This is a genomic window from Photobacterium sp. GB-72 (assembly GCF_003026095.1).
Lineage (GTDB): Bacteria > Pseudomonadota > Gammaproteobacteria > Enterobacterales > Vibrionaceae > Photobacterium.
Genome location: NZ_PYNV01000003.1, coordinates 233,983 through 250,769, shown reverse-complemented (window position 1 = coordinate 250,769; position 16,787 = coordinate 233,983). Strand labels below are relative to the sequence as shown.

At 40.3% G+C, this 16,787-nt stretch carries 13 protein-coding genes; 9 read left to right on the top strand and 4 right to left on the bottom strand.

All coding sequences use genetic code 11. The features are described from left to right. Positions 1-48: 48 nt before the first annotated feature. From fdhF to C9J40_RS06475, 8 genes are all read left to right on the top strand, one after another. Complete coding sequence (gene fdhF, locus C9J40_RS06510; RefSeq protein WP_107246238.1) at positions 49-2,193, top strand: formate dehydrogenase subunit alpha; 2,145 nt, start codon at positions 49-51, stop codon at positions 2,191-2,193. A gap of 261 nt (positions 2,194-2,454) precedes the next feature. Continuing rightward, a complete protein-coding gene (locus C9J40_RS06505; RefSeq protein ID WP_107246237.1) occupies positions 2,455-4,617 on the top strand; it encodes a sigma 54-interacting transcriptional regulator in 2,163 nt (720 codons plus the stop codon). Positions 4,618-4,665: 48 nt separating this feature from the next. Then, complete coding sequence (fdhD, locus tag C9J40_RS06500) at positions 4,666-5,496, top strand: formate dehydrogenase accessory sulfurtransferase FdhD (protein WP_107206724.1); 831 nt, start codon at positions 4,666-4,668, stop codon at positions 5,494-5,496. 94 nt (positions 5,497-5,590) lie between these two features. Further along, positions 5,591-6,178, top strand: a complete 588-nt coding sequence (locus C9J40_RS06495) for a HupE/UreJ family protein (protein WP_107246235.1) — start codon at positions 5,591-5,593, stop codon at positions 6,176-6,178. 15 nt (positions 6,179-6,193) lie between these two features. After that, positions 6,194-8,584: a carbamoyltransferase HypF gene (gene hypF, locus C9J40_RS06490; protein ID WP_107246233.1), complete on the top strand. Its 2,391-nt coding sequence runs from the start codon at positions 6,194-6,196 to the stop codon at positions 8,582-8,584. 18 nt (positions 8,585-8,602) lie between these two features. Beyond that, positions 8,603-8,944, top strand: coding sequence for a hydrogenase maturation nickel metallochaperone HypA (gene hypA / locus C9J40_RS06485; protein WP_045128683.1), 342 nt, complete (start codon positions 8,603-8,605; stop codon positions 8,942-8,944). Then, a complete protein-coding gene (gene hypB / locus C9J40_RS06480; RefSeq protein WP_107246232.1) occupies positions 8,944-10,008 on the top strand; it encodes a hydrogenase nickel incorporation protein HypB in 1,065 nt (354 codons plus the stop codon). The genes hypA and hypB overlap by 1 nt, the downstream gene beginning before the upstream one ends. Positions 10,009-10,205: 197 nt before the next feature. Continuing rightward, positions 10,206-10,940 (top strand): alpha/beta fold hydrolase, encoded by a 735-nt coding sequence (locus tag C9J40_RS06475; protein WP_107246230.1) that lies wholly within the window; start codon positions 10,206-10,208, stop codon positions 10,938-10,940. Between the two features lie 61 nt (positions 10,941-11,001). Here C9J40_RS06475 and C9J40_RS06470 read toward each other — a convergent pair whose 3' ends face one another. After that, positions 11,002-11,484, bottom strand: coding sequence for a hypothetical protein (locus C9J40_RS06470; RefSeq protein ID WP_107206719.1), 483 nt, complete (start codon positions 11,482-11,484; stop codon positions 11,002-11,004). A gap of 563 nt (positions 11,485-12,047) precedes the next feature. On the opposite strand from C9J40_RS06470, the gene C9J40_RS06465 reads away from it, so the two are divergent. Beyond that, on the top strand, positions 12,048-12,353 hold the full coding sequence (locus C9J40_RS06465) for a hypothetical protein (RefSeq protein ID WP_107206718.1): 306 nt from the start codon (positions 12,048-12,050) through the stop codon (positions 12,351-12,353). A 99-nt stretch (positions 12,354-12,452) separates the two neighbouring features. Here the strand turns inward: C9J40_RS06465 and brnQ (C9J40_RS06460) are convergent, their stop codons facing one another. The 3 genes from brnQ (C9J40_RS06460) to yjjG all read right to left on the bottom strand — a co-directional run bounded on the left by brnQ (C9J40_RS06460) (position 12,453) and on the right by yjjG (position 16,709). Further along, the gene (brnQ, locus tag C9J40_RS06460; RefSeq protein WP_107246229.1) at positions 12,453-13,787 is read right to left on the bottom strand and encodes a branched-chain amino acid transport system II carrier protein; all 1,335 of its coding nucleotides are present in this window, start codon (positions 13,785-13,787) and stop codon (positions 12,453-12,455) included. A gap of 559 nt (positions 13,788-14,346) precedes the next feature. Beyond that, complete coding sequence (gene brnQ, locus C9J40_RS06455) at positions 14,347-15,666, bottom strand: branched-chain amino acid transport system II carrier protein (protein ID WP_107246227.1); 1,320 nt, start codon at positions 15,664-15,666, stop codon at positions 14,347-14,349. A gap of 371 nt (positions 15,667-16,037) precedes the next feature. Next, on the bottom strand, positions 16,038-16,709 hold the full coding sequence (gene yjjG, locus C9J40_RS06450; protein WP_107246226.1) for a pyrimidine 5'-nucleotidase: 672 nt from the start codon (positions 16,707-16,709) through the stop codon (positions 16,038-16,040). Between the last annotated feature and the right edge of the window lie 78 nt (positions 16,710-16,787).

The following is a 16,787-nucleotide window of genomic DNA, read 5'->3' as shown; positions in this document are numbered from 1 at the left end:
GTTTAATCACAATGCTATTGACGTTTATTATTACAACCTAAGGTTAGTATGAAAAAATCAATTGTTGTTTGTCCCTACTGTGGTACTGGGTGCAAACTAAAATTGGTTGTCGAAAATAACAAAGTAATTGCAGCAGAGCCTGCAGATGGCCGTACCAACGAAGGTCAACTGTGTTTAAAAGGTTACTATGGCTGGGATTTCCTTAACGACACCAATTTATTAACTCCACGCTTGAAGCAACCGATGATCCGCCGTACACGCGATGCCGCGTTAGAAGCGGTTTCATGGGAAGAAGCTATTGATTTTGCCGGCGAAAAGCTAATGGCAATCAAGAAGCAATATGGCCCTGACGCGATCATGACAACGGGTTCTGCGCGCGGTCCAGGTAACGAAGCTAACTATGTGATGCAGAAGCTCGCACGTGCGGTGATAGGGACGAATAACGTCGATCACTGCGCCAGGGTGTGACACGCTCCATCAGTCTCCGGTCTGGAGACAACAGTAGGTAATGGCGCAATGAGTAACGCCATTCCCGAAATTCAAAAAACAAAATGTTTACTCATATTCGGTTACAACGCGGCTGATTCTCACCCAGTTGTAGCAAGGCACATTCTTAAGGCTCGCGCTAATGGTGCGAAGATCATTGTTTGCGACCCACGTAAGATCGAATCTGCACGTGTCGCTGATCAATGGTTAGCGTTGAAGAACGGTTCAAACATGGCACTGGTTAATGCGTTAGCGAATGTCATTATTGAAGAAAACTTATACGACAAAGAGTACGTTGCAAATAACACTGAAGGCTTTGATGCGTTCCGTGAGCTTGTATCTCGTTATACACCTGAAAGTGTTGAAATAACAACAGGCTTAAAAGCGGAAGATATTCGTTTAGCGGCACGTACTTATGCGGCAGCACCTGAAGCGATGATCCTTTGGGGTATGGGTGTTACCCAATACGGACAAGCTGTTGATGTTGTGCGTGGTTTAGCCGGTCTTGCATTATTAACCGGTAACTTTGGTCGTGAAGGTGTAGGTTGTGGTCCTGTTCGTGGACAAAACAACGTACAAGGTACCTGTGATATGGGTATGTTGCCACACCAGTTCCCAGGTTATCAGTCAGTAGAAGATGCCGACATTCGTGCAAAATTTGAAGCGGCTTGGGGTGTACAATTATCTGGTAAGCCGGGTTACCGCTTAACAGAAATTGGTCACAAAGTTGAGGAAGGGATCTGTAAAGCATTTTATGTTTTCGGTGAAGATCCAGCACAAACTGAAGCCGATCTTGCAGCGATGCGTGAAACCATGCGTAAGATGGAATTGGTGATTGTTCAAGATATCTTCATGACACAAACAGCAGAATTTGCTGATGTGATTTTCCCTGCGACAAGCTGGGGTGAGCATGAAGGTGTATACAGTAGCGCCGACCGTGGTTTCCAACGCTTCTATAAAGCGATTACACCACCGGGAGACGTGAAACCTGACTGGGAAATTTTCAGTTTATTAGCAACCCGTATGGGTTACCCAATGTCTTATCAAAATACCCAAGAAATTTGGGATGAGATGCGTCACCTTGCACCACTATATACAGGTGCAACGTACGAGAAGATGGAAGGGTTAAAATCTGTACAGTGGCCATGTCCAACTGAGGATCATCCGGGTACACCTTTCTTGTTTGAAGGTAATAAATTCAGTACGCCATCAGGTAAAGGTCAGTTCATTGCTGCGGAATGGCGTGCGCCATTAGAGCAACCAGATGCCCAATACCCGTTAGTATTATCTACTGTGCGTGAAGTAGGCCATTACTCTTGTCGTTCAATGACGGGTAACTGTTCTGCATTACAGACATTGGAAGATGAACCGGGTTATGTGCAGATGCACCCGGATGATGCACGTCAGTTAGGTATTGACGATCAACAATTGGTTTGGGTTTCATCACGTCGCGGTAAAGTTATTTCACGTGCAAACTATAATGAGCGTGTAAATAAAGGCGTGGTATACATGACTTACCAATGGTGGATTGGTGCATGTAATGAATTAACCATTGAGCATGTGGATCCGATTTCAAGCACACCTGAATTTAAATATTGTGCCGTTAAGGTAGAAAATATTGAAGATCAGTCATGGGCGGAAAATTACGTACAAACAGAGTACAGTAATTTGAAAGCACGCTTGAAGAGCCATGTTGTTAATGCTTAATAACAAAAAATGAGTGTATTTGTTTATTTTATTATTCAAATAAACCATTAATGAAAATAAGGTTTCCAAGATAGAATATTGTATATTTTAAATTTGGAAACCTTATATTTCATTGCTTTGCTGTATATTGCTACTAGTCATTCATATCGCTCAAATAATTAGCATTTACTCTGTTTTTCATCATTAGTTTGCATTTATATTTATTGTTTATTGATTGATATCAATACTTGGTTACTAAAATGGTTGAGAATTGTATAATAAATGCTTGAATTATTACTCTCTATTCGAGCGACATTATCAGCAAGAGTTAATGCCAACATGGAACGCTTTGAAAGTGATTTGATGACTTTTTCTAAAGCCTTATTATCAATCAATGATATTTCAGGCGTAATGGATTTTCTTAACAATGAAGATCTATTATTTATCAATGTTGAACGTGTGAATCTACTTTTAAAAAATGATCTTGATAGTCAACCAAGCCTTTACTACCTTGATCAAGATAAACAATGTCAGCAATTTGATTATACAGGCGCAAGCATTGGGCTGCATGGGGTTACCATGCGTGACTATTGCCATCAGATGGATGGTGAAACGCTATATCAAACTTTTCCTCAGCTAGAAAGTCATCCTGCGTATGACTCGGTTTTTAATTATTGCAAAATACCGCTATCTATTTGTAATCAACCTTTAGGTGCGATTGAATATATTAATCTAACAATGCCTGATGATAGTGAGAGCGAGAAGCAATTCAAATTATTTAATAATATGATTTCAGCAATGATTGAACATATTATAGAGCACCAAACTGCATCAACGTTTACTGAAAAACTAACAACTGAAAAAAACAATTTTCAGGTTCTGGTTGATGTGACGAATACTGTTATAAGTCAAAGTACAAAAAAAGAATTGATAGGCTCATTATTACGCTTTTTATATCAGCATTTTGGTATGACTGATCTATCGATTATTCAATTACAAGATGGGCATTACAATCAGCATTCTGCTTGTTTTATTAATAATGAAATTGATTATCAATGTCATTTCTTTACCAATGATAAATTAATTAAAAATGCAATTAAGTATAATCAACCGGTATTTTTAAATGCGATAGATATTAAGAAAATGCAGGATGATGATAATAGCCCGTATTTTCCTTGTCGTGTTAAAACCGCTTGTGTTATGCCACTCGTATTTAGAGGCATTGCAGTGGGTTACATCAGTTTTATGAAGCCTAATGAAGCCCCTTATAAAAACACGGATCTTGAGTTATTTAAACAGATAGCTGCACGTGTTGCCTTAGCAATGCATAGTATAAAAACACATCAAGCGAGCATTCCAAATCGACCTATAACTAAGTTTGTAAACATCGATGAAGGGATGGGTGAACACGTTATTTTTGACGATATTATTAGTCAAAGTGAAGTGATGAATAAAGTCCTTGAACAAGTCGCCCTTGTTGCCAGTTGTGATAGTACGGTGCTGATCTTAGGCGAATCGGGGACGGGAAAAGAGTTAATTGCTCGTGCGATCCATAAGTTAAGCCTACGTAGCAAAACGGATATGGTGAAGATGAATTGTGCCGCCATTCCTGCTGGCTTGTTTGAAAGTGAATTATTTGGTCATGAACGTGGCGCCTTTACTGGTGCTATTAGCCAGCGTGTTGGTCGTTTTGAGCAAGCGCATAAAGGTACGTTATTTTTAGATGAAATTGGCGATATGCCGTTAGAGCTTCAGCCTAAATTATTACGTGCATTACAAGAAAATGAAATCGAACGTGTGGGTAAAAACGCATTAATTAGTGTTGATGTGCGAATTGTTGTTGCCACGAATGTTGATTTATTACGCCGTGTGGAAGAAAAGAAATTTCGTAATGATCTTTATTACCGTTTGAATGTTTTTCCTATCCAAATTCCGCCATTACGTGAACGTGCCGAAGATATCCCATTATTGGTTAAACATTTTACCCGTGAATTAGCCCAAAAAATGGCCAAAACGATCACCGTAATTGCAGCAGAAGATTTAGCGGTTATGAGCGCATTTCCATGGCCGGGCAACGTTCGTGAATTGCGTAACTTTGTTGAACGCTCTGTGATTTTAACGCGTGGTAATGTGCTTAATGTTCCTGTTCATGAGTTAAAAACAGCGTCTCATTCTGCCTGTGTACCAACCGAGAATGCGCCTTCTGTCGGATTGGTTACCCCTGAAGCTACTGGTGTTATCAATACGCCAGAATCAACAGTGAAAGGTGACGTAGTTAAACCCATTATTAGTAAAGCAGACGTGATTAAAGCATTAAAGGCTTGTCATGGTGTGGTCGCAGGGCCGAATGGTGCGGCAAACCAATTAGGACTGAAACGGACAACCTTGTTATCTCGAATGCAGAAAATGGGGATTAAGAGCCAAGATTTTCGAGGTGGTATCTGATGCGTTTTATACCAGCCTACATTTTTATTTAATTATAGGATCACTATTTTGACCACTCTTGAGGTGCAATCAACCGATGCCGTTAGTGATGCTTGTCAGCGTCCGATCATTCGCTATCGCAAAGGAGAAAGCGATTTTAGAGAGATGGATTTCATTATTGAAGAAACGCCTGTTGCTCTTGCGTTTAATGGCGTTGCGTACACCGTGATGATGTGTACTCCTCATGATTTAGAGCCGTTTGCGATAGGCTTTTCATTGTCTGAGGGAATTATCGATCATCACCGTGATATTCACGATATACTGATTACCCATCATGATAATGGGATCAATCTTGATATTACAGTTGCAAATCGTTGTGCTGAGCGTTTAAAGCAGAAACGTCGTTCATTAGCGGGTTTAACGGGCTGTGGTATTTGTGGTGAAGAAAAATTGGAAACCGTATGTCGGATGCTAATGCCATTGCCGATGACAGTTGAGTTTGATTTAAGTCATTTAGAACAAGCGTTACAGCAATTACTTCAACACCAAGCACTTAATCAACTCACAGGTGCAGCACACGCGGCAGCATACATCGATGCCAATGGGCAATTACTCGCAACATTTGAAGATGTTGGTCGCCACATCGCGTTAGATAAATTAATTGGTTATATCCATCAACAGCGTTTATCTGGCGGTGCTGTGTTAGTTACCAGTCGCGCTAGTTTTGAAATGGTACAAAAGGCGGCCTCAGCCGGTGTTGAAGTGTTACTTGCCGTATCTTCTGCAACAAAAATGGCTGTCGATTTAGCGGATCGTTTAAATATGACGTTATTAGGGCATTGTCGCCGTGGTCGAGCCGATGCTTATGCTCACCCAGAACGTATTTTTGGCATGATTTGATCTCGTGCTTTCATCGTACTTTACGCTTAGTTATCGCGTGAAGTGTTTTATAACCCTCCGGATTTCCGGTTACTTTTATTAAGAAGATATTAATATGAAAATGAAACATCTAATGTTGGGCTTGCTAACTACTTCTTTTTCTCCTCTTGCTTTAGCACACCCTGGTCACATTGGTCCTCACGCTTCTGCGTTCATGAGTGGTTTTGTTCACCCATTTACTGGCATGGATCACCTAAGTGTTATGGTGGGTGTGGGTCTATTAGCAGCAATGATGGGGGGTAAAGCGATTTCACGTTTACCTCTTGCTTTCATCTCAATCATGATTGTAGGTGCTGCATTAGGTGTATCAGGTGTTGTGATCCCAGGTGTTGAGCTAGCTATTGCAGTGTCTGTGATTGCGATGGGGGGCATGCTATTAGCGGGTGGTCGTATCTCTGCAAAAGTAGCGACAGGTGCAGTAATGGCATTTGCATTATTCCACGGTATGGCTCACGGTATGGAAATGCCTTTAGGCGCTACGGCTGTTGAGTTCTTTATCGGTTTCGTACTCGCAACAGCAATTCTACACGCGTGTGGTGTGGTATTAGGTAAAGCTATCGCGTCTTCAGCTGCTAATCGCCGTGTTACTAATGTCCTAGGTGTCGTTATGGCGGCATTTGGTGGCATCTTAATGCTGTCTTAATTCAGGGCAGTTAGCGTGACAGACAACATTGCACGACAATATATTCATATTACCGGCATTGTACAGGGGGTCGGTTTCCGCCCCTTTGTCTACCAACTAGCGACACAACATGCGCTAGTTGGTTCGGTGATCAATGATTCAGAAGGGGTGAAAATTGATGTGCAAGGCTCTCTTGATACATTAGCTATTTTCACTTCGCAGTTAATTGACCAAGCGCCTCCTTTAAGTCGCATTGATGATGTGGCAATTCGCACTTTATCGCTATGGTCTGAATTGGAAAAGCCGAATACTTTTGATATAGAGCAAAGTCAGTGCGGTGAAAGCACAACGGTATCTATTTCACCAGATCAAGGGCTTTGTGATGCTTGTAAGCGGGATATTTCCAATCCAGATTCTCGATACTTTCAATACCCATTTACCAACTGTACTCATTGCGGTCCACGTTACAGCATTATAAAAGCGCTACCTTATGATCGTGCAGCAACCAGTATGCAGGATTTTTCGTTGTGTTCTGATTGTGCCGAGGCATATCAAAATCCAGTCGATCGTCGTTATCATGCTCAGCCCATTAGTTGTGACTGCTGCGGCCCTTGGGTAACGCTTTATGATGCACAGCAGCGAGTAAAATCGAGCGCAGAATTACCACTTGTTGCAACCAAACAAACAGCGATTGAGCAGCTTGCGCAACAGATTAAAGACGGCGAAATTGTTGCAGTTAAAGGCATCGGTGGTTTTCATTTAGTGTGTGATGCTACTAACGCACAAACAGTGGCGAGTTTACGTAAGCTTAAGCATCGGCAGTCAAAACCGTTAGCCATCATGGCGGCAAGTGATGACATTGCTCAACAATTCGTTGCAGGTTGTGATGCGGAATGGAGAGCATTAGCAGCGCAAGCGAGACCTATTGTTCTTATGAATAAGCGGTTAGATATTGTGGCAGAAGAAGTGACACGAACAGATGGCGTATTAGCTGAAAATGTTGCTCCGAATGTACCGTATCTTGGAATCATGCTGCCGTATACGCCATTGCATTATTTGTTGTTTGATGAATTAAAAGCAATCGATGCGACAAGTACACTTGTTATGACCAGTGCGAACTTATCAGGTATGCCTATTGCCACTGAGTTAGCTCAAGTCTGTACTCAATTTTCAGGGAAAATCAGTGGTGTTTTAGATCATAATCGTCCGATTGTGAGTGCGTGCGATGATAGCTTGGTACATTATGCTGGCGGAAAGATCCGTGTGCTACGTATGGCAAGAGGCTATGCGCCTGTGAGTCATTTCGGTACAGGTAGTGAACAAAGTACAGGTAACATCACCGTTGCTTTAGGTGCTGAGCAAAAATCAACCATAGGGTTAGCATTACCTCAGCAATGGCTAATATCCCCTTATATTGGTGATTTAGACGATCTCGATACCGAGTTACGTTATCAAGAAACGGTTAACCATTTAACAGCGCTTTATAATGTTAAGCCACAGCAGTTGGTGTGTGATAAACACCCTAATTATCATTCCTCTCAATTTGCTGAAAAATACCAAACCCAAGCCCATTTGGTCACACCACTTTTAAAGGTGCAGCACCACCATGCCCATGTATTAGCTGTGATGGCTGAGCATAATTTAACGGAGCAGGTTTTAGGTTTTACCTTTGATGGGACTGGCTGGGGTGACGATCACACCGTGTGGGGCGGTGAAGTCTTACTTTCTACGCCACAAAGTTATCAACGTGTCGGACATTTACGTCAATTTCGCTTAATTGGAGGCGAAAAAGCGATAAAAGAGCCAGCTCGTTTGTTGTTTGCCCTTTTATTGGAATGTTACTCAGTCGATGCGATTAAAGCGATGCAGTTATCAGCCTTTAAAGCGTGGAGTGATATTTATTTCAATAATTTATACCAATTATGGCTAACAGGTAGTCAATCGCCTTATACCTCATCGATGGGACGTTTAATTGATGCGTGGGCAAGTTTGTTAGGTTTAGTTGATCGCGTTGATTATGAAGGTGAGTGCGGGTTGAAACTCGAACAAGCGGCAATGAAAGATCGATGCCATCAACCTATTTCTTTTGCTGTTGATGCTAATGGCGTGATTGATTGGCAACCACTTTTGGAATATGCATTACCACTGTTAAGTTTAGTTGCCGATGATTATCGCCCAGCATGGCGAAATTGTTTGGCGCACAGTTTTATTAGTGCCATTGCGAACGTCATCGTCACCATAGGACAAACGTATAAGCCATTACCGATTGTTTTAGGCGGTGGGGTATTCCAAAACCGTGTATTAGTTGATGAAGTGTTTGAAAAAGCCAGCGCGCACAGTTTATCCCTTTTTTGTGGTGAATCACTCCCTGCTAATGATGCATCTATTTCAGCAGGTCAGTTGTGGTTTGCCATACATCAAAAATAAGAATGAAGAGATCTCGTCATGCATGAATTATCACTGAGTATGAATACGGTAGATACCGTGGTTGAACAGGCGAAAAAGCAAGGCTTTCATCGTGTAACTCGAGTGACATTATCGATTGGGACATTATCGTGTATAGAGCCCCATGCATTGGCAACAGGATTTGAATTTGCAACACGAGGAACGATTGCAGAAGGCGCGAAGTTAGCCATTGAGTCTGTACAAGCTCAAGTTTGGTGTATGGAGTGTCAGCGCTATATCGAAATGGATGAGCGTGGTGTCTGCTGCCCTCATTGCCAAGGTTATCAGCTTAAAGTTGAAACCGGTGACGAATTAATGATTAAAAATATTGAGGTAGAGTAATGTGTAATGTATGCGGCTGCGGAGATAGCCATGTAGAAGGTGTCGATCACCATCATCATGGTTCTCATCACCACGATCATCATGGGCATAGTGATCACAATGACCATCACCATGATCACGCGCACTCCAATGTTCATAAAGCGAGTAATGAACAGCCTGTTGTGATCCATCATCACTACTATCATCAAGGTGATGTTCATCATCATGTGCATTACACGTTACCTGCAACATCGCACCATGAACACAGCCACCCACATCATCAACATTCTCACCATGACCATGCATCGCACGTACATCACAACCATGCTCATGATAGCCATGACCATCATCAGCCTGAAACCTTAGATAAAGGTGATTTGCACTACGGTAAAGGCGAAGCTGAAGTGCATGTGGCTGGGGTTTCTCAACGTCAACTTCTGACGTTAGAGATGGATATTCTAGGTAACAACAATAAACTGGCTGAACATAATCGCGAGCATTTCAAAGCCAATAAACAGCTTGTGCTGAATCTAGTATCAAGCCCAGGCTCTGGTAAAACGACCTTGCTTACTGAAACCCTGATGCAGCTAAAACAGCAGTATCCATGTGCGGTGATCGAAGGGGATCAGCAAACCTCTAACGATGCGGATCGTATTCGTGCTACCCAAGTGCCCGCTATTCAAGTTAATACAGGAAAAGGCTGCCATTTAGATGCACAAATGGTGCACGATGCTTATCATCAATTAGCAATGAATGAGCCAGGTTTCTTGTTTATCGAAAATGTCGGTAACTTGGTGTGCCCTGCGAGTTTTGATTTAGGTGAGGCATGCAAAGTCGCGATTTTGTCTGTTACTGAAGGGGAAGATAAGCCGCTTAAATACCCTAATATGTTTGCTGCCGCTGACTTAATGCTGATCAACAAGGTCGACCTATTGCCGTATGTTGATATCAACATTGAAGATTGTATTGCTAATGCACGAAAAGTGAATCCCAATATTCAGGTCATAAAACTTTCAGCTAAAACGGGTGAAGGGATGGATGCGTGGTTAAATTGGCTGACTGAGCAACTTCAACAACATCAATAGTTATTACGGTTCAGTAGACATTTAAAACCACAGGTTCATGAAAAGTGCCTGTGGTTTTTTATAAAGATGCGCACAAAAGTATGCATTAAAATGTAATGCCCCTTATTTACCTTCCTCTCAATTCACATCCTCTGTGTTTAATTTTGCTATAACTAATCGTTTCATCAATAGTTTACAAGTTAAAGAAATGAGGTGAGATGATGATAAGTGCTACAGGTATTGAGTATCGCTATATAAAGCATCACAGTGCTAAAGATTGTGTAGTGATTAATACGGGAGCTAACGTTACCATTGAAGATAACCGATGGTTACAAGACGAGTTAGCAAAGCGTTACAGTGTACTTTTATTTAATCGAGGTGGTTATGGCAGAAGTCCACTCAATACAAAGGTAAGGACACCAGAGGTTGTATCTCAGGAGTTGCATAGTTTACTTATAGAGTTAGATATTAAAAACGCCATCTTACTTGGTCCGTCCTTGGGTGGACTTTACGGTCGATATTTTAACTATAAATACCCTGATTTAGTTAAAGCCTTGGTGGCTGTTGATTCGCCAATTAGCTTTATTTTTGAGAAAATTGAAGCGCGCCTTCCAAAAGATATTAAGCAATTTGTTCAGCAAGAACTTTCTCTTTTAAAGCCAATAAATCCCGTTGTTGACTCTGAGCTGCTGGAGGTAACTCAACTGGAATTTACGGACTTTTCTTATCACCAAAAGCCGGTATTAAATTTTTATAATACCTATTTAGGCGATGGCGCAGAGTTTGTTAGTCAGTTGATTGTTGATGTTGCTAAGCAAGAAGCAGAAAAAGAAGGTTGCGTTAGATTGGCATTTTCAGCAACAGGACATGATATTATTTCTAATGATTTGGATTTTTTCTTGGCAACATTTCATCGTTTTATCGATGATATAAATAGTGACTCTAAATTTTAAATAACACAGTGACGTTAAGTATCGGCTTTGATTGAAGCCCTGATAAACAGGGCATTATTGCTTACTTTTTATAAATAACAGAAATGATGTCTTCAGGTTGCTGATGATTTAATTGTGCTATTTGTACAATGGACTGCTTAGGATTATCAATTGTAAAACCAGCCAATTTTATTTTATCTACTAAGTTATTAATGGGTTGATGAGTTAGCTCTGACATCAACGTAATTGGAGCATTATCGATAGAATCAAACAAGGCGACAGAGACATTGTTAGACTGTTCGACTTCTTTATCACTTTGGATCATTGCGATACCCAGTAACAAAATAGCCGCCATCATTACAATGTTATTCTTACGTGATAAGTGCTTGATAATTGAGTTCTTATATAAGAAAGCATGCCCGAGAACGGCAATGACCATTAAGATACCAATCCATTCATGCATAAGAACAATATTTTTCGAATTAATATCTAAAAATAGGAGAGAACCAGAAGTTAGCACAAGTAGTGCACAAACGAGTGTTAGTGGTGTCCAGTATTTTTTCATTTGATCTACTTTTAGTGTTTATAAAGACAGAGCAAAAAGTAGCATGATTAAGCTTTGCTCATTTTCGTTTGAGCGCCAATATCATCATTCTTTACGCCATTCCTATGAATAAAGACATTCTCTAAATTGTGTATCTCGAATAAGGTGCAATATTCATTAGCCTGTTGCTAATTGATGCAACTAAGCAAGTTGCGTTAGATTGTTTTTTTTCGATAGGACATGACACAATGGCTAATGATTTGGGCTTTTTATTGGCAACTCTTCATTGTTTTATCAGTGGCTTAATAGCTTCTTAATAGCTTCTTAATAGCATATTACTTCGATAATTAATTTCAGCAATGTTAAATTATCATATGTATTCGTTAAGCGTTATTTTTACAAGGAATTAACGTAATGCTTTATGAGAGTGACTGTCTTCAAAAGAATGATGATGGAGGTTAATTAACACTACCAATTTGTTTTTTTATCTATACAATTCCGCGCAACTTCGCTAATGGCATATCGTTGATATTCATTTTTCGCCTGCAATTAGTGACACATTTTGATGCTATGAATAGTCTACGATGAAAACTAAAATCTTACTGCTTGCTCTACTGCTTTCTGGCTGTGATATGACAGCAACTCCTTTTACTCCACCTTCTACCAATGATATCGAGCAGTGCCAAATTTTGGTAACGAATAAAACGCAATATACTGCTGAAACCATTATTGCTAATGATGTTGATAATCAATCTGAAAGTAATCGAGGCTGGGTGTTTGTCGATCATATAAAGCCGGCACATCGTGGTGATATTAACTTTCGTTGTAATTTAGAGAAAAATAGAGTGGAAGTATGGGCGCCGGGTGCCGCAATGTGGAATGAATTGTAATACTTTCATTGCTAGCGCTTAAAGTGAAGCCTAGCTTTTTGCTTGTATAGTAAAAACAACAGTAAAAAAACGGCGATACCCCAATATCGCCGTTTTTTATTAATCGTTATTTGCCGTTTTTAATCGGTAGTCAACACGCCCAAATTTTTTCTCTGCACTTGCTGTACGCCCAATCATCGCCGTCGTAATTAACATGAATAAAGACGGTAATAACCAACCTGCATGTGCGTTGTAAAGCGGTAATGCATCGCTGAAAAAGTCACCGAGATCTTTTGGCATCTTACCTAAGATATTAATCGCATCAATAGTACCGAAAAGCGTCGCTGTGATCAGAACCGCACTGTGTGTAAGGCGTGAAACGGTAAATGTTGAAGCCGCCAATGATGCTAATACTAATGCGATGGCAACCGGACAAAGTACAAGGATGGCAGGTAAACTTACTTTCAGAATATCGTTTAAACCAAAGTTTGCGATAACCCCTGTTAGCACAACAATGACTGTTGCTGTGAAACCAAACGAAGCTTTAAACGTATCTTGATAATACTCAGCACATGCATTGGTTAAACCCACCGTGGTGGTTAAACATGCCATTAAGATAATAGCGGCTAATAACCATTGACCATAATGACCAAACTCACCTGCAACGTAACGAGTTAAGATCACGCTACCATTAACACCATGTTCAGCAATCGTTGATGATGTTGCGCCTACGTAGCCCATAATGATGTAACAAGACGCCATTAACGTGGCGTAAATTAATGCGACTTTAATAGAAGTTGATGCAATACCTTGTTGTGTTGTAACACCCTTAGCTTTTATTGCATGAATGATCACCCAGCCGAAACCGACAGCAGCAATGGCGTCCATCGTCATGTAACCTTGGATCAAACCACTTGTAACAGCACCGACTTGGTAATCACCAGATGGAGCAGCAGGTGTACCGAGAGGGCTAAGAAATGCTGCTAAGCCTAATCCACATAGTAAAATAATCAGTGCAGGCGTCATGATCTTACCAATGTAAGTCACAAGGTTTCCTGGTTTAAATGCAAGAAATAGGGTAGCGGCAGAAAAAATGATAGAAAAAGCAACCAAATGGTCATGAGTAAAAAATGGTTGAATACCCATTTCATAAGCAACAGTAACGGCGCGAGGCATACCAAATGCAGGGCCAATAGCGGTAAAAAGTAATACCCAAAAAGTTGTACCTAGCCACTTAGGTAAAGCCTTGGTTAAATTATTGGTATTACCAATTCGACCTAGCACAATAATAGTAAATGCGGGTAAGCCTACGGCAGTAATTAAAAATCCGGCCATTGCGGAGGTCAGAGAAGTCCCGGCATCTAATCCCATTGCTGGTGGAAAGATCAAGTTACCTGCACCAAGAAAGAGGGCAAATGTTGTGAGACCGAGTACGAAGATGTCTTGTGTTTTCAAATGTAGTTCCTGCATTTTTGAAGTTATAGACAACCATCGCGATTAATGCGCAATGCGTTAAACGTCCATGATTGAAATCGTATTCCGCAGGTTTGCTGAAAGAAGATATTTGACTTGATAGTATCCTCCGCCAGCTCGGCTGACGGAAGCTTGCCCGCCAGCCTAGCGAATAATCACTAGGATAATAGCGGTAATAATTCGTGTTGTATGTTTTATATCAACAACAGAAGCCTCGCTCCAATTAGTAAATTGGCTCGATGCTAAGTTTTTTCGTGTTTTATGTTCGCAAAGTGCTGAATACATAACTTAACAACTTCTGTTTTGTGATTGAATTAACGCTTACAACATATAAAGAAAATATAGAGTTGTAAACGATTTTTTTATGGTATGCGTTTTATTGCGACTAAGTAAAAGCAATTAACTAAATAAAATCATATTGATAGTTAAATATGTGAGTTCTAGTGCTAGATTTTGTGTTTTTATGCTTCGATATAATAATTGAAAGCAGTGGTAACGCTGATATTGAAGCTATACCAATGGCATAGCTTCAATTTTAGTGTCAGTAGGTAGCAACTGTATTTCGATTACGTTGAATAATATGGGTCACTTTACTGATACAAATGGTTACTAGAACAGGGAGTAGCCATGACGCATGAGCATTAAACAAAGGCAACCATGCTGTTAGATCTTGATGAATAGCGGAAGGTATTTTACCCAAAATGTTTAGTGCATCAATACTGCCAAATAACGTGGCTATAATGACGATCAGTGTTTGGCTCATCGAGAATTTACGCTTTTCGTTACTCACAGTGTTCGGCATAAAAATAATGGCGATGATGAGTGATACAGCGATAGGGCATAAAATCAAAATAGCAGGTAGGCTGACTTCAATAATCGTTTCTAAGCCAACATTAGAGATAATGGCTGTTAAGCTCATGATCACAACAGCACTGATTTTAAAAGGGATGTTATAAGTATTTTTGTAGTATTCGCTATTAGCATTGGTTAAGCCAATAGTTGTGGTTAAACAAGCCATTAAAGTGATAGTTGCTAATAAAATTTGTCCAAATGTACCAAACTCACCAGCAGCATAGCGTGTTAGAATTTCACCGCCATTGGTTGAGTTGGGAGCAATCGAAGAGGACGTCGCACCTAAATAACCCATAGCTAAATAACACAAAGACATCAGTAATGCGTAGATACCAGCAATACGTAATGTGTAGTAAGAAATCGCTTTATTACAGCTAATACCCGTACTACGAATGGTTTGAATAATCACCCAACCAAATGCGACCGCTGCGATAGCATCTAATGTCATATAACCTTGGATCATACCGTTAACCGTCGGTGCTGCTTTATAAACAGCAATGGCATCTGTCGGAGAGCCTAATGGGTTAATCAAAGCGGCAATCACTAAGACCGCTAGCATCACGATTAATGCAGGCGTCATTACTTTACCAATATAGCTAACTAACTTACCGGGCTTCAGTGCCAAAATTAAGGTTAATAAGCAAAATAGCACTGAAAACAGCATTAACCCGTTACCGTGGTAGAAAGGTTTAACACCCATTTCATACGCCACAGTTACCGCTCGAGGTAGAACAAAGGCTGGCCCCAGAGTCGTTAATACTAAAAACCAGAAAGTACGATCCATCCAATGTGGTAATGAGGCAGTGAGTTTATCTGCAGATGACAGTCGACCTAAAACGATCAGTGTTAAGGCGGGTAAACCAACGGCGGTTAGTAGGAAGCCTACTATGGCAATTAACCAGTTTTCACCGGCTTGTTGTGCCATCATAGGGGGGAAAATAAGGTTTCCTGCCCCTAAAAATAAGGCAAAAGTCATAAATCCAATGGCGGCAAGTTCTCTTCTCTTCAAACGGCGTACCTTCTACATGAATGGTCAGTTTGGCTGGAAGATAAAAAGGAGAGTTAACATATCCGCCAGCAATAGTAACTGACGAATAAGCTTAAACGTCAGCGTTATTTGACGACGACGACAACAGAGACAAGCGCAATAGTATTCATAACAAATACAGTAGAAGATACTGCTAAATTGTTGTGCTTAACTGAATACATAAGTGATGCGCTCGAATGAAATAATTGACCTAAAACTAAAGCTATTTAAGATGATTGTAAAGTGATATTCGGTAATTATTCGTATTTAATACGGAATGTATAATGTATGTATCGCGAATATAGAATAAAAATTCGCGATACATATCCGTTATTATATTTAACCTGTTGTTTTTAAGCTAATATTTTTTCAAGTTCAGCCAGTGTTGAAACTTGATAGGTTGGCTTTATAGTATTTGGCAATAATTGATTTTGATGATTAAACCAGCATGTGTCTAAACCTGCATTGATACCGCCTAAGATATCTGATTGCGGGTTATCACCGACCATAAGTACAGAAGTAGGTGCAGGGTTGCCCATTTTTTCAAGACTATAATCAAATATACGGCGATCGGGTTTAGCGACGCCGACCTGCTCTGAAATAACGAGCAGATCAAAATAATCGGCTAGTCCTGTTTTTTCTAAGCGGATTTTTTGCAGTGCAGTAAAGCCATTAGTAATGATGCCTAATTTAACTCGACCATTAAGAGATCGAATCAGTGATGTTGTCCCCGGTAATACTTCGCAAATATCAGCCATTGCTTGCATGTAATCATCATTAAGCTGTTGTTCTGTTGTTTTTAGTTTTTTTGCCCACTCCCGAAAACGTGTTTGCTGAAGTTCACTGGCTGAAATATCGCCATTTTGATATTGCACCCATAGCGGGCGGTTAATTAATTCATATTGTTTGAAGTCAGCGTCACTAAAGGCGATATCATAACGAGAAAACATGAGCTGTAGCCCTTTAAAAGCATCAAAATAGAACAGGGTCTCATCAGCATCAAAAAGAATCCAATCGTATTTCATATGTATTATTGCCTTATAATATCTATCTATAGTCATCGAATAGCGCGCATATTACACTATAGTGAATGAATAAAAAGA